Below are 20,467 nucleotides of genomic sequence, written 5' to 3' on the forward strand. Positions count from 1 at the left end.
TGATTTGAGTATAACGCGCTGCCTTAAAAAAGCAGTAGTTACAACGAAAACCCAGTAAAAGTGCTTTGATTTTAATCAAATTAAAATAAATTGCTGCAATTTTATGCAAACAATGCACGAATTTTAAAAAAGGTGTTGACCTAATTTTTTCAATCTGTATTATACGTAGCCATGCGGGAATAGCTCAGTTGGTAGAGCATAACCTTGCCAAGGTTGGGGTCGGGAGTTCGAGTCTCCTTTCCCGCTCAAAATTTTTTGATTTAGTTTTTTATTTAAAAAACCGAATAGACTCCGCGGGAATAGCTCAGTTGGTAGAGCATAACCTTGCCAAGGTTGGGGTCGGGAGTTCGAGTCTCCTTTCCCGCTCCAAAATTTTTTTGATTTAGTTTTTTATTTAAAAAACCGAATAGACTCCGCGGGAATAGCTCAGTTGGTAGAGCATAACCTTGCCAAGGTTGGGGTCGGGAGTTCGAGTCTCCTTTCCCGCTCCAGATTCTAAAAAACCCTGATTTTATATCAGGGTTTTTTTTCGCCTATTGTTTGAGTTTACAACGACGATTTGGTCTGCGTTGTATTATCTGAATTTGCCTCGCTCAATCGGCAGTGGATGGAGAATAAACAAATAAGCCACTCTGCCACTAAAGTTTGATGCAGTGAACATTCAAGCAATTTTAGGCTAAATTGTCTTAAAACTGCTTAACTTTGCATTTTTTCTGATATTTTTCGCAGTTTTTATGCATTTTATTGACTAAAACACACTGCATAATCAACACAACCTAAAGTCTCCCTCTTTTCAAAGTGCATAGTGCTGTGTATAACAATGGACTTTAGGGAAAAGCAATAAGCATAGTCAAAAGCCCTATAAAAGCGTTAGACTATACCCACAATCAATGCAATGAAATGTCCGTTGAGACAAACAAGAAGGTGAAGGTTGATGCCGCTCAATACAGTTGAAGAGCTTGTAGCAGATATCCGTGCAGGAAAAATGGTCATTCTTATGGATGACGAAGACCGTGAAAATGAAGGTGATCTTGTGATTGCTGCCACGCACGTGCGTCCGGAAGACATCAACTTTATGATCACGCATGCGCGTGGCCTTGTTTGCCTAACGTTGAGTAAAGAGCGTTGCCAACAATTAAATCTACCTTTAATGGTCGATGCTAACGGGGCCCAGCACGGTACCAATTTCACGCTTTCTATTGAAGCGGCTGAAGGCATCTCAACAGGTATTTCGCCTGCAGAGCGTGCCCATACCATTCAAACTGCGGTGGCAGCGCATGCTAAACCCGCTGATATTGTACAACCCGGTCATATCTTCCCACTGATGGCACAGCCAGGTGGTGTATTACACCGTGCTGGTCATACCGAAGCAGGTTGTGATTTATCACGTCTTGCAGGTCTTGAGCCAGCATCTGTGATTTGTGAAATTATTAATGAAGATGGCAGCATGGCGCGCCGTCCAGATTTAGAAGTATTTGCTGAAAAGCATGGTCTTAAAATTGGTACGATTGCAGACTTAATTCACTATCGTATGACCAATGAACAAACGGTAGAGCGTTTAGACCAACAAACATTAGAAACCGAATACGGTACATTTGAATTATTCCGTTACCGTGAAGTTGGTAATCCAGATATTCATTTAGCATTAGTCAAAGGCGAGCCAAAAGACGGTGTGACCACTGTACGTGTACACGGTTTTAGCCCTGCGCGTGACCTGCTTAAAATTAATAAACAAGATGGCGAACCTGCTTGGAACCTAGATCGTGCTTTAAAAGAAATTGCACATAGCGAGCGCGGTGTCTTGGTGTGGATTGGGCAACGTCATTTACCAGATTTAGGCCCAGCTTTAGACAGCTTAACCGCACCTAAGAAAACTAAATCCAATGCAGCATTGTCGCAGCAATACCAAACCATTGGTGTTGGTGCACAAATCTTACGCGATTTAGGCGTAGAAAAAATGAAACTGTTAAGTTCGCCATTACGTTTTAATGCACTTTCAGGTTTTAACTTAGAAGTGGTGGAATACATCACCGCAAATCAAACATCTTAAGAAATCATCGAGGTTATTATGGCTGTTCGCCGTATTGAAGGTATGTTACATCTCGCGAACGAAGACCGTTATGCGATTTTAGTAGGTCGTTTTAACAGTTTTGTTGTAGAACATTTACTAGAAGGTGCAATTGATACATTGAAACGTCATGGTGTATCAGAGGATAATATCACTGTTGTTCATGCACCCGGCGCTTGGGAACTTCCAGTTGTGGCTAAGAAATTAGCAGCAACCAATAAGTTTGATGCAATCATTGCTCTTGGCGCGGTAATTCGTGGTAGCACACCTCACTTCGACTTTGTTGCGGGGGAATGTGCCAAAGGTTTAGGCGTTGTTGGTCTAGATACTGGCTTACCAGTAATTAACGGTGTATTAACTACGGATAGTATCGAACAAGCGATTGAACGCTCTGGTACGAAAGCAGGCAACAAAGGTAGTGAAGCTGCCTTAACTGCTATTGAAATGGTTAACTTGTTAAAGGCTATTTAACGCTATGTCGCAAACACTTCAAGCAACTTATGCAGCAAAACGTAAAGCACGTCGCTTTGCTGTACAAGGTATTTATGAATGGCAAATGAGCCACAACCCTGTGCATGAAATTGAAGCACGCACACGTGCCGACAATGCTATGCATAAAGTGGATCTTGGCTACTATCATGAATTGTTGACTCAAGTGGTTGCAAACTCAGAAGCTCTTGATGAGCTGCTTATCCCTGTGCTGGATCGTGAATTAACTGCCTTAGATGGCGTTGAACTTGCGACCCTTCGTTTAGGCGCATATGAACTTCAAGAACATCTTGAAATTCCGTATCGCGTCGTATTAGACGAAGCAATTGAGCTTGCGAAACATTTTGGCGGTGCCGATAGCCACAAATACATCAATGGTGTATTAGATCGCTTAGCAACGACTTTACGTGCAGCAGAAAAACAACAAGCAAATTAATTTTGGTTTGTTGTGATGGCTGAGTTTTCAATTATTGACACCTATTTTAATCGACAGAATAAAAATTCTGTCGCTTTAGGTGTGGGTGATGACTCAGCCCTGCTCACCCCGCCAAAAGGTCAACAATTGGTGATTTGCGCAGATACTTCTGTCGCAGGTCGGCATTTTCCTTTAGATACCGATCCCCATTCGATTGGCTGGAAATCTGTAGCAGTCAATTTATCTGACATTGCTGCAATGGGTGCCAAACCGCATAGTATTTTATTGGCATTAAGCCTACCCCAAATTGATCATGACTGGCTCAAAGGCTTTAGTCAGGGTTTATATGATTGTTGCGATCAATTTGGAGTGAGTTTAATTGGTGGTGATACCACACAAAGCCCACATTTAACGATTACCGTGACTGCTCTTGGCTGGATTGAACATGGTCAAGGGGTACTCCGTTCTGGTGCAAAGCCAGGCGATTACATTTGTGTCAGTGGTACTGTTGGTGATGCTGCTTATGGCCTCGCACATCTAGGTCATCCACTACAACAACGTCTTGACTATCCAACACCGCGTTGTGAATTAGGTTCAGCTCTAAAAGGCTTAGCCTCAAGTATGATTGATGTTTCAGATGGTTTAGCCCAAGATTTAACCCATATTTTAACGGCATCTCAAGTGGGTGCAGTGATTGAAGTCAATAATTTACCGCTAAGTGCCACATTAGCTGCTTTAGATGAGCAACAGCGCTATCGCTATGCTTTAGCAGGTGGTGATGACTACGAATTGTGTTTTACCATTAGCCCCGAACATTACGCTCGTCTACAACAGCTCAATTTGCCGGTGACTTATCAGAAAATTGGTACAATACAAGCACAAGCTGGGTTAAAACTTTTACAATATGGACAGACCTACTCCCTAGATTTTCACGGATATCAACACTTTGCATAAACCACCTATTCATTTCAAAAAAATGTCATGGTTAGAACGTAGTATTGTGTTCTGTGGCGTTGGCTTTGGCTCAGGTTTACTCCCTAAAGCACCAGGCACATTTGGTTCAGCTTTCGCATTGATATTTATTCCTATTTGGCTTGCATTTGGCTTTATACACACTATATTAGCTATCGTCCTAATGTCTTTGCTTGGCATTTATATTTGTGGAAAGACCGCTCAAATCATGCAAGTACATGATGACGGGCGTATTGTCTGGGATGAGTTCGCAGGACAGTCTATTACTTTTTTACCTCTCATTTACTTAGGTCAAATGAGCTTCTTCTGGGTACTGATTGGATTTGGGCTTTTTCGTCTCTTTGATGTGTGGAAGCCATGGCCAATCAATGTTGTAGATCGCCAAGTCAGTGGGGGCGTTGGCATCATGCTCGATGATATTATCGCGGGTATTTGGGCAGCATTATGTATCTGGGCATACTTACATTTCACAATGACATAGATCATTAAGTAGGATTTTTCATGTCTACGACCGTTATTATCTTAGCTGCCGGTAAAGGCACGCGCATGCGTTCAAGTTTACCTAAGGTATTACAACCACTTGCAGGGCGTCCATTATTGGGTCATGTGATTGCCACTGCCAAGAAATTAAACGCCAATAATATTATTACAATCTACGGTCACGGCGGCGCTTTAGTACAACAAGCCTTTGCAGCTGAACAGATTGATTGGGTCGAACAAGCCGAGCAACTTGGTACAGGTCATGCGGTACAAATGACGCTGCCAGTGCTTAAAAACGAGGGTATGTCGTTAATTTTATCGGGTGATGTACCGTGTGTGACACAAGATACTTTACAACGTCTACTCGATGCTTCCCAAGAAACGGGTATTGGCTTAGTCACACTGACCCTACCTGACGCTTCGGGTTATGGACGTATTGTGCGTGATAACGGTGCGATTCAAGCGATTGTGGAGCATAAAGATGCTTCAGATGAGCAACGTCAAATTAAAGAAATTAATACTGGTATTTATTGCGTGAGCAATGCCAAATTGCATGAGTGGCTACCAAAATTGTCTAATGACAATGCCCAATGCGAATATTACTTAACCGATATTGTTGCCATGGCTTTAGCGGATGGTATGACCGTTGCATCTGTTGAACCAACATTGGCTTTTGAAGTTGAAGGTGTCAATGATCGCGTACAACTAGCAGCCTTAGAGCGTGAATTCCAAGCCTTTCAAGCCAAAAGCTTAATGCAACAAGGCGTGCATTTAATTGACCCAAGTCGTTTTGATTTACGTGGTGATTTAACTGTTGGCAAAGACGTTCGCATTGATATTAATGTCATTATTGAAGGTGATGTGACTTTAGGCGACAACGTGGAAATTGGTGCAGGTTGCGTAATTAAAAACACCACGATTGCAGCAGGGACTAAAGTACAGCCATATAGCGTATTTGAAAATGCAGTGGTGGGTGAAAATGTACAGATTGGGCCGTTTGCGCGTTTACGTCCAGGTGCCAAACTTGCCAATGAAGTACACATTGGTAACTTTGTTGAAGTGAAAAACTCAAGCGTAGGTGTAGGTTCAAAAGCCAATCACTTTACCTATTTAGGTGATGCTGAAATTGGTGCAGGCTCAAATATTGGTGCAGGCACGATTACCTGTAACTACGATGGTGCCAATAAATTTAAAACCGTGATTGGCGATGCAGCGTTCATTGGTTCAAATAGCTCATTAGTGGCTCCTGTCACCATTGGTAATGGTGCAACCGTGGGTGCTGGCTCAGTCATTACCCGTGATGTGGCAGACCATAGTCTTGCCTTTGAACGTAGCAAACAATTGGTAAAAGAAAATTATCCACGCCCCCAAAAGGTTAAAAAATAAGAGGATTTAAATATGTGCGGTATTGTTGGTGGCGTTGCAGAACGTAGTATTACCAGTATTTTAATTGAAGGTCTAAAGCGTCTTGAATATCGTGGCTACGACTCAGCAGGTCTAGCCTTAGTCAGCCAAGGTCAAGTATTACGTGAACGCCGTGTGGGTAAAGTTGCTAATCTTGATCAAGCGGTTAAAGAATCAAATATCACTGGGTCATTGGGTATTGCGCATACCCGCTGGGCAACACATGGCAAGCCAACTGAAAATAATGCCCATCCGCATATTTCAGGTGACGTTGCTGTAGTACATAACGGTATTATCGAAAACTATCAAGAACTTAAAGATGATCTTCAAGCTTTAGGTTATGTATTTACTTCACAAACGGATACTGAAGTTGTTGCGCATTTAGTCAATGATGCGCTTAAAACCACACCAAGCTTGTTAGAAGCTGTAAAGAAAGTGGTACCCAAGCTTAAAGGTGCTTATGCGCTAGGTATCGTACATACTTCACATCCTGACGAACTGATCACGGTACGTGAAGGTTCACCTTTGGTGATTGGTGTTGGTATTGGCGAGAACTTTATTAGTTCCGATCAACTGGCATTATTGCCAATTACCAATCGTTTTATCTACCTTGAAGAAGGTGATATTGCACGTTTAACCCGTAATACCATTGAAGTTTTTGTGGATGGCAAGCTAGTTGAACGTCCAGTAAAAGAATTAGATGCGACAGTCAGCAATGCTTCTAAAGGCGAATATAAGCATTACATGCTCAAAGAAATTTATGAGCAACCTGAAGCCATTCAGCAAACGATTTCGCAAGCACTAGATGGCAACACATTACGTGCTGATTTCTTAAAAGATGCAGTGGTAGATTTTGAAAAAATTCAGCAAGTGCAAATCATTGCCTGCGGTACCAGTTACCATGCTGGTATGATCGCTAAATATTGGTTTGAGCAACTGATTGATTTACCTTGCCAAGTTGAAATTGCCAGCGAATTCCGTTATCGCCTGCCAGTCGTTGTCGGCAATACCTTATATCTATGCATTTCACAATCAGGTGAAACAGCCGATACTTTAGCCGCGCTACGTGATACACAAAAACGTGCGGCAGCTAAAGGCTTAGATATTAGCACCATGGCCATTTGTAACGTGGCTACATCAAGCATGATTCGTGAAACGCATCATAGTTTGTTAACTTTAGCTGGTCCTGAAATTGGTGTAGCTTCGACCAAAGCTTTTACCACGCAGCTTGCAGCGTTAATGCTGTTGGTACTTAAAATTGGTACGGTTAAAAACACGATTAGTGCTGAACAAATTTCTACCATTGCCGCTGAACTTTGGCACACACCAAAAGTGATTTTAGATACCCTGCAAAATAACAATTCAATTTTGCGTTTATCTGAATTGTTTGTAGAAAAGCAACACTGTCTATTCTTAGGTCGTGGCACACAGTTCCCGATTGCTTTAGAAGGCGCCTTAAAGCTTAAAGAAATTTCGTATATTCATGCCGAAGGTTATGCAGCAGGTGAACTCAAACACGGCCCATTGGCATTGGTAGACAATGATATGCCAGTGGTGATTTTAGCACCGCAAGATGACATGCTTGATAAACTTAAATCGAATATGGAAGAAGTACAAGCGCGTGGCGGTGAACTATTTGTCTTTGCTGATGAAAACAGCGGCATCACCAGTAAAGATCGTCAACACGTCGTAGCTGTACCACGCATTAGTCCAATTTTAGCGCCAATTGTGTATAGTGTACCTGTACAATTGTTGTCTTACCATGTTGCGGTATTACGTGGTACTGACGTCGATCAACCGCGTAACTTGGCCAAATCGGTAACAGTTGAATAATACCTTATATAAAAAAGGGCGCTTCAAGCGCCCTTTTTTATTGTTTAACGATAACCTTGCGGATTATTTTTTTGCCAATTCCAACTATCGCGTAGCATGTCGGATAATCCGAATTGAGGCTGCCAACCGAGCTCAGTCACGGCCTTAGTGTTGTCCGCAAAACAAGTCGCAATATCACCATCACGGCGTGGTGCAAACTCATAATTGACTTTTACACCATTGACCTGTTCAAAGGCTGTTATTACTTCTAGTACCGATACTCCTTGACCAGTACCAATATTCCAAGCATCACAACCCGTTTGTTTTAAACGATATTGTAGCGCTGCTAAGTGTGCACTGGCTAAGTCAACAACATGAATATAATCCCGTACACCTGTACCATCTATGCTGTCATAGTCATCACCAAAAATAGACAATTTCTCTCTTAGACCTACAGCCACTTGAGTCACATACGGCATTAGATTATTAGGTGTACCTTGCGGATCTTCACCAATTTGACCACTGTGATGTGCACCTACTGGGTTAAAATAACGTAATAGTGCAATAGACCAACGTGGCTCACTCAACGCTAATTTTTGTAGCAGTTGCTCAACAATCAGTTTGGTATAACCATAATTATTGGTGGTATTACCCGTAGACATGCTTTCATTCAGCGGTGATACATGCTTTTCACCATACACCGTAGCAGATGAACTAAAGACTAAATTAAATACCTGCGCCTTTTGCATTGCATTCAATAAAGTCACTGAACCTGAAATATTATTGTCAAAATATTCAAGTGGCTTGGTCTGACTCTCACCTACCGCTTTTAAACCCGCAAAATGAATGACTGCATCAATTTGATAGTCATTAAAAATTTGCTCAAGTAACTGACTATCGCGAATATCACCTTCAATAAACGTAAGTGCTTTATTGGCAAGGCGTTGTATACGATGAAGGGCCTCAGTAGAGCTGTTAGATAAATTATCTAACACAATAACCTGATCACCTTGTTCTAAGAGTTGTAAACAGGTATGCGAGCCAATATAACCAGCTCCACCTGTAACTAAAATTGTACTCATATTAATCCTTAATTGACTCTAATCTCTTTGCCACGTTGATAACCATCAACATAATGCTCAAGCTGAGTAAGTGCCCATTGAATATCATCATCTACTGCAGTTAACTGATTTAAACGTTCAAATACAACGAGTAACTCATCTAAAGGATACTGCTTTTCAAATGAACGTAAAATTCGGCTGTGTTCAGTAATTTCGGTATCTTCTTGATCGATCAATAGCTCTTCATAGAGTTTTTCACCCGGACGTAAACCTGAATATTCAATTGCAATATCACCGCTCATACTGCCCTCTTCACGCACTTTTAAACCACTTAAAGCAATCATTTGGCGTGCTAGATCTTGAATACGCACAGGCTCACCCATGTCTAATAAAAATACATCACCGCCCGTACCCAAAGCACCCGCTTGAATCACTAACTGTGATGCTTCAGGAATAGTCATAAAGTAACGCGTGACATCTGGATGCGTCACAGTAATTGGGCCACCTTTGGCAATTTGCTGCTTAAATAATGGCACGACCGAACCTGATGAGCCGAGTACATTACCAAAACGCACAATACTAATTTGCGTTTTTTGTTGTGCCGCTGCCATAGCCTGACAATAGAGCTCTGCCATACGTTTGGATGCACCCATCACATTGGTTGGACGCACAGCTTTATCGGTGGAAATGAGTACAAAAGTTTCTACGCCTTTTTTAACCGCAGCATTTACGCTAAATGCCGTACCTACTGAGTTATTTTGTAAACCTGCAATAGGGTTACATTCCACTAAAGGTACATGTTTATAGGCCGCTGCATGATAAACCGTCTGAACGGCATACTGCTCAATCACACGTTCTAATTTGGCTTGATCAAGCACAGAGCCTAAAACCGGAATAATCTCAATTTGGCTATTTAAACCTAATTCTTTGTCGATGCTATATAGCGCAAATTCAGTTAATTCATAGATAATTAACTGTTTAGGCTGGTTTTTAATAATTTGACGACACAGTTCTGAACCGATAGAACCACCCGCGCCTGTGACCATCACCACTTTATTTTTAATATTCTTAGTCAGCAAATGCTGTACTGGTGGCACAGGATCACGACCAAGTAAATCAATAATATCCACTTCTTGAATATCAGAGATACGAATTTCACCATCTACCAATTTGGTTAAACCTGGAATTTCGGTAATTTTAATATGTGCTGGTTCTAAAAATTTTACAATTTCACTTTTACGCACCCGACTAACCGAAGGCAGTGCAATTAAAATTTCATCAATATTTTGTTTTTCAAACTGTGCTAAAGCATCTTTAGGCGCATACACACGTAAACCACCAATCATTTGACGTGCTAAAGACGGTTTATCATCTAAGAAAAATACGGCCGTATGCTCATCGGAACGCTGTAGGGTTGCGGCAACTTGCTGACCTGCATAGCCTGCACCGTAAATAGCCACACGTTTACGCAAGATATTGCTATGCGTATAAGCGCGCACCAAAAAGCGAATGACACCCCGGCTCAACCAAATCCAAGCAAACATCATAAAACCAAACATCAATGGAATTGAAGTTGGAATAAAAGCATGGCTTAGGTAAGCTAAAACAAATAAGCTAATCACTGCTAAACCCGTAGCCAAGGCTAAACGGGTAATAAATGCTTCGTTAAAGCTCCGTACAATAAAACGATAAATACCACAGATAGCCAAAGCAGACACTGCAAGTCCACTTACCCAAACTGAACCAAAAGCAAGGTTAGGTACGACTTCTGCCCCTAAGTTAAACGCTCTTAATGCATAACATAGCCAAATTAATACTGGAAAAATAGCTAAATCTAATAAAATTAAAAATAATTGTTTTGCTAAGCGTGGCGATTCTACCAAACGAATAATGATGGACTTCACAGAATTTTTCTACTCAATGCGGTGCATAAAAATTATAAGTCTTGCAACTTATGGATATAGCAAAATTTTAAATTGGGTCAGGTCTTACCTGACCCTATTGTTATATTGGATTTAGATACGAGCAATCACTTCATGAATTGCAGCTACGGTTTTATCCATACTGTCAGTGCTTAAAGTTGGATGTACCAAGAACATTAAACTGCTTTCACCCAATTGTTGTGCATTGGTTAAACGCTGGGCTGGACGCCATGGTGTATCATCAAAAGCATGTTCTAAATACACTTCTGAGCATGAACCACTAAAGCATGGTACACCCAGTGCATTGATTTCCGCCATAATACGATCACGCGACCAACCTTGTGGCAATTGTTCAATATTCACTTGAACATAGCATTTATATGCTGCATGTTCATACTGCTCTGAAGGCTGATGCACCGTAAAATATGGGCTATCGGCAAATGCTGCATAGATGGTTTGCATATTGGCATTACGCTGAGCTGTCCATTCTGGCATTTGCTTTAACTGTAAACGACCGATCACCGCTTGCATTTCCATCATGCGCCAGTTGGTACCAAACGAATCATGTAACCAACGGAAACCCGGCGGGTGTTGTTTGTTGTAAATGCTGTCAAAGTTTTTACCATGGTCTTTATATGACCACATTTTTTTCCACAGGCTTTCATCATTGGTGGTGACCATGCCACCCTCGCCACCCGTGGTCATAATTTTGTCTTGGCAAAATGACCATGCTGCAATATGACCAATAGAACCCGCAGATTTACCTTTGTATTTAGCACCATGCGCTTGGGCACAGTCTTCAATCACATAAAGACCTTTTTCTTGCGCCAATTGCATAATTGGATCCATATCACACATCCAACCTGCCAAATGCACACAAATAATGGCTTTGGTATTTGGCGTTAATACTGCTTCAATAGTGCGACGTGAAATGTTTTGTGAATCCAGCTCTACATCGGCAAAAATTGGATTTGCGCCTGCGGTTACAATTGAACTTGCCGAAGCTAAAAAGGTACGTGAGGTAACAATCACGTCATCACCCGCGCCTACACCTAATGCTTTTAAAGCCACATCTAATGCAACAGTACCATTGGCAAGTGCAACTGCATATTGAGTCTCGGCAAATTGTGCAAACTCTTTTTCAAACTCACGGCACTCTTGTCCCGTCCAATAATTAACTTTATTAGAGAGTAAAACTTGAGATACAGCATTAGCCTCTTGTTGACTAAAGCTTGGCCATGGTTCAAATGCAGTGTTTAACATGATGGTTCCTAAAATATTTAAAAGCTAAATTTATTTTTTCTCTAAAATTCGTGCGGGGTTACCCACAACGGTCACGCCTGCGGGTACGCTTTTGGTCACCACCGCGCCCATACCTACAATGGCACCTTTACCAATCACTAAAGGTTTGTCTGGTTTACCTTGTTTAATAACCGCACCTGTGCCTATATAGGCATGATCATGAATATGAATATTACCATTGCACTTTACCCCAGGTGCAAAGGTAACATAATCACTAATCACACAATCATGTGCGACATAACTAAAGTAATTGGCATGAAAACATTTACCAATCTGAATGTTTGAGGTGAGGTGCACATGGTTACATAATACTGCACCCTCACCTATCTTCACGTCATCCATCATAATCATTGTATCTGCATAAACAGACCAAGTTTTAATACCTGCTAAATTCAGCTTTACAACAAGTTTCTCTCGAATTTTACTATTGGCTATTGCAATGGCAACATATTTTTCCTGAGCAGGCAACTTCGTAAACTCATCAAAATTATATACTTTATGACCATTAACTAAGGCACTATTTTCACCATCATCAATAAAGACCAGCTCATAATCTTGTGTAGCAAGATGACTCAATTGTTTTCTAGCTAAAGGCATAACACCACGGCCAAAGCCACTTGCTCCATAAATAGCATATAATATCTTATTACTACTCATCTTTGTTTCCAGTAAAACGAGTCATAGTGACTTCTTCAGATTGATTAATACCTTCTTTAATCAAAACTTTTTTTACTGTTTGAAACATGATTTTAAAATCAAGCCATGTAGAGCGATTTTCGACATACCATGTATCTAGTTTAAATTTTTCTTCCCAGCTGATTGAGTTTCGACCATTGACTTGAGCATAACCTGTCATACCAGGGCGTACGTTATGGCGTTTGGCCTGTTCTGCATTATATAAGGGTAAATAATCCATAAGTAATGGACGTGGCCCAACAATACTCATATCACCTTTAATCACATTCCAAAGCTCTGGCATTTCGTCCAAACTTGTTGAACGTAGCATTTTGCCAAATTTAGGTAAGCGGTCTTCATTAGGTAATAAATTGCCTTGTGCATCTCGCTCATCTGTCATAGTACGAAACTTAATCATTTCAAATGGTTTACCATGTAAACCTGGGCGTACCTGACGAAAAATGACTGGTGATCCTAAATTTTTACGAACTTTATAAGCAACATAAAAATATAAAGGAGAAAGAATAATTAATGCAGTTCCTGCAATAATAATATCAAGTAAACGTTTTAACATTTAAATTAAGCCCATTTCTTGCATCATATGTTTATTGACTTGATGCACATCATATTTTTCTAATGCAATTTGGCGCGAACGCTGACCCATTTTAACAACTAAATCGGGCTGTTGAATAAATTGCTGCATAGCATGCACAAGGCTGTCTACAGATTTTACTTCGACTAAGAAACCATTATCACCATTTATCACGGTTTCACGGCAGCCTGGTGCATCTGTAGTAATAATTGCGCGACCCATTGCCATTGCTTCTAATACAGTACGTGGCGTACCTTCACGATAGGAAGGTAAGACATAAATAGAACTTTGAGCAATTGCAGGACGTACATCGCTGAGTTTGCCCCAATAGTTTAAAGTGTTTTCTGCAATCCACGTATCTAATTCTGCCTGAGAAATAGCATTAGGGTTTTCATCAATCCAACCCACCAAATTAAACTCTACATGCGGATATTGTTTTTTTATTATTTTTGCTGCAGCTGCATATTCACGCACGCCTTTATCACCTAATAGCCGTGCTATAAGTAAAAAGGAAATTTTGGTTTCTTGGTTTTGGTCTATAGGTAAAGCTAATACATTAAAGTCAGAAACATTTACCCCAGAACCATTGACCACAACAGCAGGCAATTGCTTGTTAATGAGTTTAAAGTCCTGAAATAGTTTTAGATCATCTGGATTTTGAAAAAATACTTTATGCGTATGGGCTAAAGCATTTTTATATAAGTTATGAACTATCTTTTGAAATAGGCTACGTTTACTACCCTCTTCTACATTTTGAAAGGCATAGCCTAACCCTGTAATTAGGGAAAAACGCTTTGGTACTTTAGCCATCCATGCTGAGAGTGTGCCATATATCACAGGCTTAATAGTATAAGACAATACGTAATCTGGCTTAATCTGTTTAATAAGTCTGTACATTACCAATAGGGTGTTAAAATCAGCAACTGGGTTTGTACCTGTGCGTTGCATTGGTACATCATATACAGCATAACCTAATGCTTCTAATCTAATTTTCTGCTCAGGAAAATTATCAACATGAGGGGAAAAAATATGAATTTCGAAGCCTTTTTCTTGAATAGCTTCAAGAAGTTTTCCACGAAAATTTAAAACAGAAGGCAAGTAACTAGAAATAATCAAAAATTTCACTTTGTATCCTTAAGCGCCAAATTATTCTTTACAATTCTAAATTTTCCACTCTTCTCTTTAGGAATATTTTCCACATAATTGATATCCAACTGAATATCATTTCCTATTCTTTCACGCAATGCAGATATAAAATTCAACTCTTCATCATTAGTGAATTCATTATTTACAACAAGCTTTACTTCTATATGGTCTATTTTATCTTGAATAAGCTGAAAACAAATAATACCTTTAGCATTTTTTGTTGAATTACTAATATTACCTAGATTTACTTTGCCATATGCTGGTGAAAAAATATAGTCAGTTGTACGTCCTTGAATGCTTTCTACTAAAGGAAAAGTAGATCCGCACTTACATTTCTTTGAAGGCTCTGACAAGGTAATCGAGTCTCCAATACGATAACGTATTAAGGGTGTACCATGTGTTGTAAAAGATGTAACTAACATCTGACCAGATGTAGTCGGTTGCAAATTATCATCTACAACTTCAAATATTCCTGTCAAAGGATGAATATGTAGATGACCAGCTTCACATTCCAGAATTAATGGTGCCCCCTCAGAGGATGCATATTGGTCCACCAACTTACAACCTAAAATTTCAGAGATAACCTCTCTATGTTCCGCCAACACAGTTTCTGCCGTTGGAAAAAAAATTTTTACCTTACCCGAATATTTTAAACCTTTAGATTTAGCAATCTGACAGATTTCAAATACACTAGAGGGAAATCCAACCATAAATTCTGGCTGAAATTCATTTAAAGATTTCCAATAAACATCAAAGTTTTTTTCATTAATTAAAAAAGTCGAATAAAATCTTATTTTATTTATAAAGTCATAATGGGAGCAAATACCTTTTTCTATGTCATGTTGAGTAACCAAATTTTTACCTGAGAACCATGCAGTTTTTTTACCTAAACTATATCCATGCTTCGCGCGAAAATTATCAATAAGAGCGAATCTTTCTTGTACATCCTGATGAGTGTATATAACTTTCATAGAGGCACCCGTAGTACCCCCTGTTAAGCTAACTTTACCTTTTTCTTCAGAAATTGTTTTTATTATATTTAGATTATTGATTACATGTTCTTTTAAAAGAATAGGAAACTCACTTAATTCTTTACCTCTATAATCTTTATACCAATTAGAGTTTTGGGTCGCATAATCAAGAAAGTCTTGCTTTTTCTTGTTCATTTCCTCTTGCCACTCGAATTCATTCATACTCTCTATTTTTTTATAATAGTTTTTGTAAAAATAATATTTACCACTATGTCGCATTTTATATTGGTTCACGTTAAACAAAGTAACTAATAGATTTTGAAAAAAGTACGGTAAAACTCGTAAAACTTTCTCTTTATTCATGGATATCACCTTTTTTAGACAATTTTTTGCCTATCAAAACAACTAAACTAATTACCATAAAAAGAATCCAAAATTCTCTTTTTCTTAAGTGGTAAGTATAACCCCAAGATATTATCAACCCTATAAAAAAAGGAAAAAAATAATATAAATATCTTTTACAGTCACCACTAATATATTTACTTTTCAAACTATCAAAAAACATGTACATAAAATATAAATATGCAATAAAACCTAGTACACCGCCTGCTGCTATAATTGACATATATGAACTATGAATTTCATAGACTTCACTATAAACTCCTGAAATATTACCAAAACCTACTCCTAATATAGGCTTATCCCAAAAAGCACTAATCATCACTCTAAGGTTCTCAGCAAAGAAACCCTCTGTAAAATTTTCGACAGTATCTTCATTAAATTTAGATTCAAATCTATTTTGCATACCTGGAATGTTTTCTATCCCCCAGCTAAAAAAAATTGATATTATTATCAAAAATATAAAAAACAATGATGCGCAGTATACAGATATTTTTTTATCATATTTATTTAAGGAAAAACTTGTTACTATCATCAAAAAAAACAATCCTGAAAAAAAACCTAATAAAGCTGCCCTTTTAAATGTAAAAATCAAAGCTAAAATTATTATTGTGAATAAAGAAATGTTAATAATGGTAGGTTTTAGTTTTTTTGACAAAAAAGCTGGTAATAAAATAGCTAAAAATAAGCCAAAATAAGCTCCGGCTTGACCAGTGTTTCTAAAAGTTCCAGACAATCCTCCTTCAGTTCCAGGAAACCACTGTGGAAAGATAAAGAAATGTAGTAAACCTATAATAGCTATAACAGAGCTACCGTATAGAATTGATTTAAAAATATTATTTAAATCAATATTTTTAGAGTAATAAGCTATATTAATTAGTGCAATACTTACAACAAATATAAAAATATGAATAATATATTCAAAGACAGCCTTTTCATATTTAAAAGAAAATATTGAAGAAAATAACATTATAATCAAAAATGGAATATATGCCTTATAAGTTTTCGGAAAAAAAAAGATATTTTTATTTATTAAAATCAAAAATAAGCAATAAATTATAATAAAAAAGCCAAATATATCAGCATAAGTAAGTCTAGATGCTATACCACCATCACTCTCAGTCCAAGTTATACCAGATAAGATAGTAAATATACCTAAAATAAAATAAATCATTTAAAATAACTCCAGGAGATATACTCTATCTATTCGTAATAGACTTCCAATGATAAACTAAAAAAAATATTAAAATACTAAACAAGACATAAAATATTCCATTAAATATCAAAAACATATTTACAATGCTTTCTTTAAAAAAAATAAAAGGTGAAATTCTAAAAAAGAAACCAAACATTGATATAAACATAAGGATCTTTTCTTTATTTAAATTATAGAATATTGTTGAATAGGTAGACGTTAGGAACTGACCCACACCAATAGGCAACATTAACCACAAAATATCATTTATACCACTCCAGTTTTCGCCAAATATAAATGTATTAAAATAATAAATAACTACACACATGAAACCTATTAAAGAACTAGATAAAATAAAACCAAAAATATAATTTTTTATAAAATATTTAAAATAATCATTTTTATCTTTTGTTTTTAGATAAAAAATATTTGAAATAGACCTACCCACTAGATTTAATGGTATATTTATAATTTTTGTTAATAAAAATATATAACCAACAACTAAAGGAGCTAATGTTGTTAAGTAAATCAAGGGTAAATAATAACTTATATTTTGAAAAATATACTCAGGTGTAGCAAACTTTATGTAATTTGAATTATCATAAAAAGTTTTTTTTAGATTGATTTTATTTTCATATTTATGAAAATTTAATAAATAGTCTTTAGACAATCTAAAAAATCCCGTAGCAAAGTTTACTATATGTCCTACTAATAATCCAATACCAACACCTAAAAAACCAAAAAGTATAGAAATTAAATTGCTAGTTATAACTTGAGAAACTCTGGTTTTACTAATATCAGAGAATTTCTCTCTATAAAGGGCCCAATAATAGAATATGTTATACAATCCAATAAAAAATGAGCATATTGGAATTAATATCCAGTATTTTTCTAAATCAAAAAATAAACTTAATATGATATAGAGAGTTAAATATAATATGCTAAATAGAATATTTAAGCTCAAAGAAAGGTGGATTAAATTCACCACTTCACTTAATTCATTTTTTTTAGGTATAGCAACTTCAAACCTTCCGGTTGACAAACCAGAAAGTATTAGTGTAATACCTACAAAAATTGTTAACTTCTCATAATCTAAAGGAGTATATAATCTAGTCAGTAGCGGAATGGTAAAAACCATTAAGATTTGAGCAAAAAAAACTCCACTACTCAGTATACTGACAGATTTAACAAAATTGTTTTTTTTTAGAATTCTTATCATGTTAAATCTGTATACCACATAGTCGCTAACTGAATTCCATCATCTATTTTATGCGTCGGTTCGTAACCAACCAATGTTTTTATCTTTGCAATACTTGCCTGTGAATGGCGTACATCACCTGCTCTAAAGTCACGATATACAGGTTGTTTTGAATAAACTACACCATTTGCATTTAATGATGTTTTAATGGCATTAAACAAATCATTTAACGTAGTACGGTCACCTACAGCTACGTTATAGACTTGGTTTTTAGCTTCATCTTGCGCTGTCGCAGCTAAAATATTGGCTTGTACCGTATTATCAATAAAACAGAAATCACGGCTAGTTTCACCATCGCCATTAATAAATACATCATCACCCGCAATCATAGCTGCTGTCCATTTTGGAATCACGGCAGCATAGGCACCATTTGGATCTTGGCGCTGACCAAATACATTAAAATAACGTAAACCAATGGCTTTAAAACCGTAAGTACGGGCAAACACATCGGCATACAATTCATTTACATACTTGGTTACGGCATACGGTGACAATGGATTACCGATGTTCTCTTCAACTTTTGGCAATGCCGGATGATCACCATAGGTTGAACTACTGGCTGCATACGTAAAACTTGTAACGTTTGCATCACGCGCTGCAGTCAGCATATTTAAAAAACCACTAATGTTGGTAGCATTGGTGGTGATCGGGTCGGCAATAGAACGTGGTACAGAACCAAGAGCCGCTTGGTGTAGCACATAGTCCACACCTTGGCAGGCATTTTGACAATCTGCAAACTCACGAATATCGCCTTCAATAAAACGGAATTTTGCCCATTGCTCAGCAGTGACTAAGCTTTGCACTTCGTCTAAATTATGTTGATTCCCTGTTGCAAAGTTATCTAAACCCACAACCGTTTGATTGAGTTTTAATAAGGTTTCTAAAAGATTAGAGCCAATAAAACCAGCCACCCCTGTCACTAACCAAGTTTTAGGCTGTTGCTGTAATTGCTCACATACGCTTTGATATTGGCTCATTCTTTATATTCCTTAATTCAAATTATAAACGGATGTCAGATTCAGATTGGTCAAGTACATATTTTAGGTCATATAAAATATGCTCAGTTTTACCTAATGCACGAATTTCTGCGGCACCCATCGCTTTAAACTGATCATGTGCAACTGCTAGAATCACCGCATCATACTGACCATTTTGTAACTCTTGTACTGGCGTGATGTTATATTCATGCTCAGCTTCTGCGGCATCTACCCAAGGATCATAGACATCAGCTTGAATATGGTATTCTTGCAGTTCATGCACAATATCAATAATTTTCGTATTACGAATATCTGGGCAGTTTTCTTTAAAACTCAAACCAAGCACTAAAACTTTAGCGCCTTCAACTTGAATTTTTTTCTTAATCATGCCTTTAACCAGCTGAGTGACCACATAAGCCCCCATCGCATCGTTTAAACGACGACCGGCTAAAATAATTTCTGGGTGGTAACCAATGGCTTGTGCTTTATGGGTTAAGTAATACGGGTCTACACCAATACAGTGACCGCCAACTAAACCAGGACGGAACGGTAAGAAGTTCCATTTTGTACCTGCGGCTTTAAGTACTGCTTCGGTATCAATGCCCATTTTATTAAAGATCACAGCCAGTTCATTAATTAAGGCAATGTTGACATCACGCTGGGTGTTTTCAATGACTTTCGCGGCTTCTGCCACTTTAATGCTGGCTGCTTTATGCGTGCCTGCTTCAATAATTAAGTTATAAACTTGATCAACAAAGTCAGCCACTTCAGGGGTAGAACCTGAAGTGATTTTTAAAATATTGGTGACACGGTGCAGTTTATCACCTGGGTTAATCCGCTCAGGGCTATAACCGGCAAAGAAATCTTGGTTAAATTTAAGCCCAGACACTTGCTCTAAAACAGGAATACAACTTTCTTCAGTTGCTCCTGGATATACCGTTGACTCATAAACGACGACATCACCTGCTTTAAGTACCTGACCAATACTTTGTGAAGCTTTAATCAGTGGGGTTAAATCAGGTTGTTTAAATTCATCAATCGGCGTTGGTACAGTCACAATAAAGAAGTTACAGTCTTTTAAGTCTTCTAAATTCGCTGTATAGCTTAAATGAGTAGATTGTGCTAATTCTTCTGGTGATACTTCTAATGTGTGGTCTTGACCACTTTTAAGTTCATCAATGCGTTTTTGATGAATATCAAACCCCACAACTGGTACTTTTTTACCAAATTCTACTGCTAATGGTAGGCCAACATAACCTAAACCAATAATTGCAATTTTTATTTCCGAGAGTTGTAACATCCTACAGCCTTTTATTTATATAAGAGTCA

General features: G+C 37.9%; 18 protein-coding genes and 3 tRNA genes. 10 read left to right on the forward strand and 11 right to left on the reverse strand.

Annotation, left to right across the window (positions count from 1 at the left end; genetic code table 11):
• Window positions 1-173 precede the first annotated feature (173 nt).
• From CYK47_RS08850 to glmS, 10 genes are all read left to right on the forward strand, one after another.
• Window positions 174-246 (forward strand) — tRNA-Gly (locus CYK47_RS08850).
• A 47-nt stretch (window positions 247-293) separates the two neighbouring features.
• Window positions 294-369 (forward strand) — tRNA-Gly (locus tag CYK47_RS08855).
• Window positions 370-415: 46 nt separating this feature from the next.
• A tRNA-Gly gene (locus CYK47_RS08860) sits at window positions 416-491 on the forward strand.
• A gap of 443 nt (window positions 492-934) precedes the next feature.
• The gene (gene ribBA, locus CYK47_RS08865) at window positions 935-2,050 is read left to right on the forward strand and encodes a bifunctional 3,4-dihydroxy-2-butanone-4-phosphate synthase/GTP cyclohydrolase II (protein ID WP_122900912.1); all 1,116 of its coding nucleotides are present in this window, start codon (window positions 935-937) and stop codon (window positions 2,048-2,050) included.
• A gap of 18 nt (window positions 2,051-2,068) precedes the next feature.
• Window positions 2,069-2,539: a 6,7-dimethyl-8-ribityllumazine synthase gene (ribH, locus tag CYK47_RS08870; protein WP_122900914.1), complete on the forward strand. Its 471-nt coding sequence runs from the start codon at window positions 2,069-2,071 to the stop codon at window positions 2,537-2,539.
• Between the two features lie 4 nt (window positions 2,540-2,543).
• Window positions 2,544-2,993 carry a transcription antitermination factor NusB gene (gene nusB / locus CYK47_RS08875; RefSeq protein WP_122900916.1) on the forward strand — a complete coding sequence of 150 codons (450 nt, stop codon included), beginning with the start codon at window positions 2,544-2,546 and terminating at the stop codon, window positions 2,991-2,993.
• A 15-nt stretch (window positions 2,994-3,008) separates the two neighbouring features.
• Complete coding sequence (thiL, locus tag CYK47_RS08880; protein ID WP_122900918.1) at window positions 3,009-3,926, forward strand: thiamine-phosphate kinase; 918 nt, start codon at window positions 3,009-3,011, stop codon at window positions 3,924-3,926.
• A gap of 22 nt (window positions 3,927-3,948) precedes the next feature.
• Complete coding sequence (locus tag CYK47_RS08885) at window positions 3,949-4,425, forward strand: phosphatidylglycerophosphatase A family protein (protein ID WP_122900920.1); 477 nt, start codon at window positions 3,949-3,951, stop codon at window positions 4,423-4,425.
• Between the two features lie 20 nt (window positions 4,426-4,445).
• Window positions 4,446-5,810 carry a bifunctional UDP-N-acetylglucosamine diphosphorylase/glucosamine-1-phosphate N-acetyltransferase GlmU gene (glmU, locus tag CYK47_RS08890; RefSeq protein ID WP_122900922.1) on the forward strand — a complete coding sequence of 455 codons (1,365 nt, stop codon included), beginning with the start codon at window positions 4,446-4,448 and terminating at the stop codon, window positions 5,808-5,810.
• A 12-nt stretch (window positions 5,811-5,822) separates the two neighbouring features.
• On the forward strand, window positions 5,823-7,661 hold the full coding sequence (gene glmS / locus CYK47_RS08895; RefSeq protein ID WP_122900924.1) for a glutamine--fructose-6-phosphate transaminase (isomerizing): 1,839 nt from the start codon (window positions 5,823-5,825) through the stop codon (window positions 7,659-7,661).
• Window positions 7,662-7,705: 44 nt separating this feature from the next.
• Here the strand turns inward: glmS and galE are convergent, their stop codons facing one another.
• The 11 genes from galE to tviB all read right to left on the reverse strand — a co-directional run bounded on the left by galE (window position 7,706) and on the right by tviB (window position 20,438).
• On the reverse strand, window positions 7,706-8,722 hold the full coding sequence (gene galE / locus CYK47_RS08900; protein ID WP_122900926.1) for a UDP-glucose 4-epimerase GalE: 1,017 nt from the start codon (window positions 8,720-8,722) through the stop codon (window positions 7,706-7,708).
• A gap of 8 nt (window positions 8,723-8,730) precedes the next feature.
• The gene (locus tag CYK47_RS08905; protein WP_122900927.1) at window positions 8,731-10,605 is read right to left on the reverse strand and encodes a polysaccharide biosynthesis protein; all 1,875 of its coding nucleotides are present in this window, start codon (window positions 10,603-10,605) and stop codon (window positions 8,731-8,733) included.
• 111 nt (window positions 10,606-10,716) lie between these two features.
• The gene (locus CYK47_RS08910) at window positions 10,717-11,886 is read right to left on the reverse strand and encodes a DegT/DnrJ/EryC1/StrS family aminotransferase (protein ID WP_122900929.1); all 1,170 of its coding nucleotides are present in this window, start codon (window positions 11,884-11,886) and stop codon (window positions 10,717-10,719) included.
• Between the two features lie 30 nt (window positions 11,887-11,916).
• Window positions 11,917-12,582, reverse strand: a complete 666-nt coding sequence (locus CYK47_RS08915; protein ID WP_122900931.1) for an acetyltransferase — start codon at window positions 12,580-12,582, stop codon at window positions 11,917-11,919.
• On the reverse strand, window positions 12,575-13,174 hold the full coding sequence (locus CYK47_RS08920) for a sugar transferase (protein WP_122900933.1): 600 nt from the start codon (window positions 13,172-13,174) through the stop codon (window positions 12,575-12,577). Before CYK47_RS08920 ends, CYK47_RS08915 begins: the two co-directional genes overlap by 8 nt.
• The gene (locus CYK47_RS08925; RefSeq protein ID WP_122900935.1) at window positions 13,175-14,317 is read right to left on the reverse strand and encodes a glycosyltransferase family 4 protein; all 1,143 of its coding nucleotides are present in this window, start codon (window positions 14,315-14,317) and stop codon (window positions 13,175-13,177) included.
• Window positions 14,314-15,672: a phenylacetate--CoA ligase family protein gene (locus CYK47_RS08930; protein WP_252150268.1), complete on the reverse strand. Its 1,359-nt coding sequence runs from the start codon at window positions 15,670-15,672 to the stop codon at window positions 14,314-14,316. The genes CYK47_RS08925 and CYK47_RS08930 overlap by 4 nt, the downstream gene beginning before the upstream one ends.
• A complete protein-coding gene (locus tag CYK47_RS08935) occupies window positions 15,665-16,882 on the reverse strand; it encodes an O-antigen ligase family protein (protein WP_122900937.1) in 1,218 nt (405 codons plus the stop codon). Before CYK47_RS08935 ends, CYK47_RS08930 begins: the two co-directional genes overlap by 8 nt.
• 25 nt (window positions 16,883-16,907) lie before the next feature.
• Window positions 16,908-18,122 (reverse strand): lipopolysaccharide biosynthesis protein, encoded by a 1,215-nt coding sequence (locus CYK47_RS08940; protein ID WP_122900939.1) that lies wholly within the window; start codon window positions 18,120-18,122, stop codon window positions 16,908-16,910.
• Window positions 18,119-19,138: an NAD-dependent epimerase/dehydratase family protein gene (locus CYK47_RS08945; protein ID WP_122900941.1), complete on the reverse strand. Its 1,020-nt coding sequence runs from the start codon at window positions 19,136-19,138 to the stop codon at window positions 18,119-18,121. Before CYK47_RS08945 ends, CYK47_RS08940 begins: the two co-directional genes overlap by 4 nt.
• Window positions 19,139-19,160: 22 nt before the next feature.
• Complete coding sequence (gene tviB, locus CYK47_RS08950) at window positions 19,161-20,438, reverse strand: Vi polysaccharide biosynthesis UDP-N-acetylglucosamine C-6 dehydrogenase TviB (RefSeq protein WP_122900943.1); 1,278 nt, start codon at window positions 20,436-20,438, stop codon at window positions 19,161-19,163.
• Between the last annotated feature and the right edge of the window lie 29 nt (window positions 20,439-20,467).

This window comes from Acinetobacter sp. B51(2017), assembly GCF_003711395.1.
In the GTDB taxonomy this organism is placed as follows: domain Bacteria; phylum Pseudomonadota; class Gammaproteobacteria; order Pseudomonadales; family Moraxellaceae; genus Acinetobacter.

What these genes read in the sequence shown, in the direction of transcription:
- glmU (WP_122900922.1), top strand. Translation starts at nt 4,446, where the DNA reads ATGTCTACGACCGTTATTATCTTAGCTGCCGGTAAAGGCACGCGCATG.
- ribH (WP_122900914.1), top strand. Translation starts at nt 2,069, where the DNA reads ATGGCTGTTCGCCGTATTGAAGGTATGTTACATCTCGCGAACGAAGAC.
- tviB (WP_122900943.1), bottom strand. Translation starts at nt 20,438, where the DNA reads ATGTTACAACTCTCGGAAATAAAAATTGCAATTATTGGTTTAGGTTAT.
- galE (WP_122900926.1), bottom strand. Translation starts at nt 8,722, where the DNA reads ATGAGTACAATTTTAGTTACAGGTGGAGCTGGTTATATTGGCTCGCAT.
- CYK47_RS08935 (WP_122900937.1), bottom strand. Translation starts at nt 16,882, where the DNA reads ATGATTTATTTTATTTTAGGTATATTTACTATCTTATCTGGTATAACT.
- CYK47_RS08940 (WP_122900939.1), bottom strand. Translation starts at nt 18,122, where the DNA reads ATGATAAGAATTCTAAAAAAAAACAATTTTGTTAAATCTGTCAGTATA.
- nusB (WP_122900916.1), top strand. Translation starts at nt 2,544, where the DNA reads ATGTCGCAAACACTTCAAGCAACTTATGCAGCAAAACGTAAAGCACGT.
- thiL (WP_122900918.1), top strand. Translation starts at nt 3,009, where the DNA reads ATGGCTGAGTTTTCAATTATTGACACCTATTTTAATCGACAGAATAAA.
- CYK47_RS08920 (WP_122900933.1), bottom strand. Translation starts at nt 13,174, where the DNA reads ATGTTAAAACGTTTACTTGATATTATTATTGCAGGAACTGCATTAATT.
- CYK47_RS08945 (WP_122900941.1), bottom strand. Translation starts at nt 19,138, where the DNA reads ATGAGCCAATATCAAAGCGTATGTGAGCAATTACAGCAACAGCCTAAA.
- CYK47_RS08930 (WP_252150268.1), bottom strand. Translation starts at nt 15,672, where the DNA reads ATGAATAAAGAGAAAGTTTTACGAGTTTTACCGTACTTTTTTCAAAAT.
- glmS (WP_122900924.1), top strand. Translation starts at nt 5,823, where the DNA reads ATGTGCGGTATTGTTGGTGGCGTTGCAGAACGTAGTATTACCAGTATT.
- CYK47_RS08910 (WP_122900929.1), bottom strand. Translation starts at nt 11,886, where the DNA reads ATGTTAAACACTGCATTTGAACCATGGCCAAGCTTTAGTCAACAAGAG.
- CYK47_RS08885 (WP_122900920.1), top strand. Translation starts at nt 3,949, where the DNA reads ATGTCATGGTTAGAACGTAGTATTGTGTTCTGTGGCGTTGGCTTTGGC.
- ribBA (WP_122900912.1), top strand. Translation starts at nt 935, where the DNA reads ATGCCGCTCAATACAGTTGAAGAGCTTGTAGCAGATATCCGTGCAGGA.
- CYK47_RS08915 (WP_122900931.1), bottom strand. Translation starts at nt 12,582, where the DNA reads ATGAGTAGTAATAAGATATTATATGCTATTTATGGAGCAAGTGGCTTT.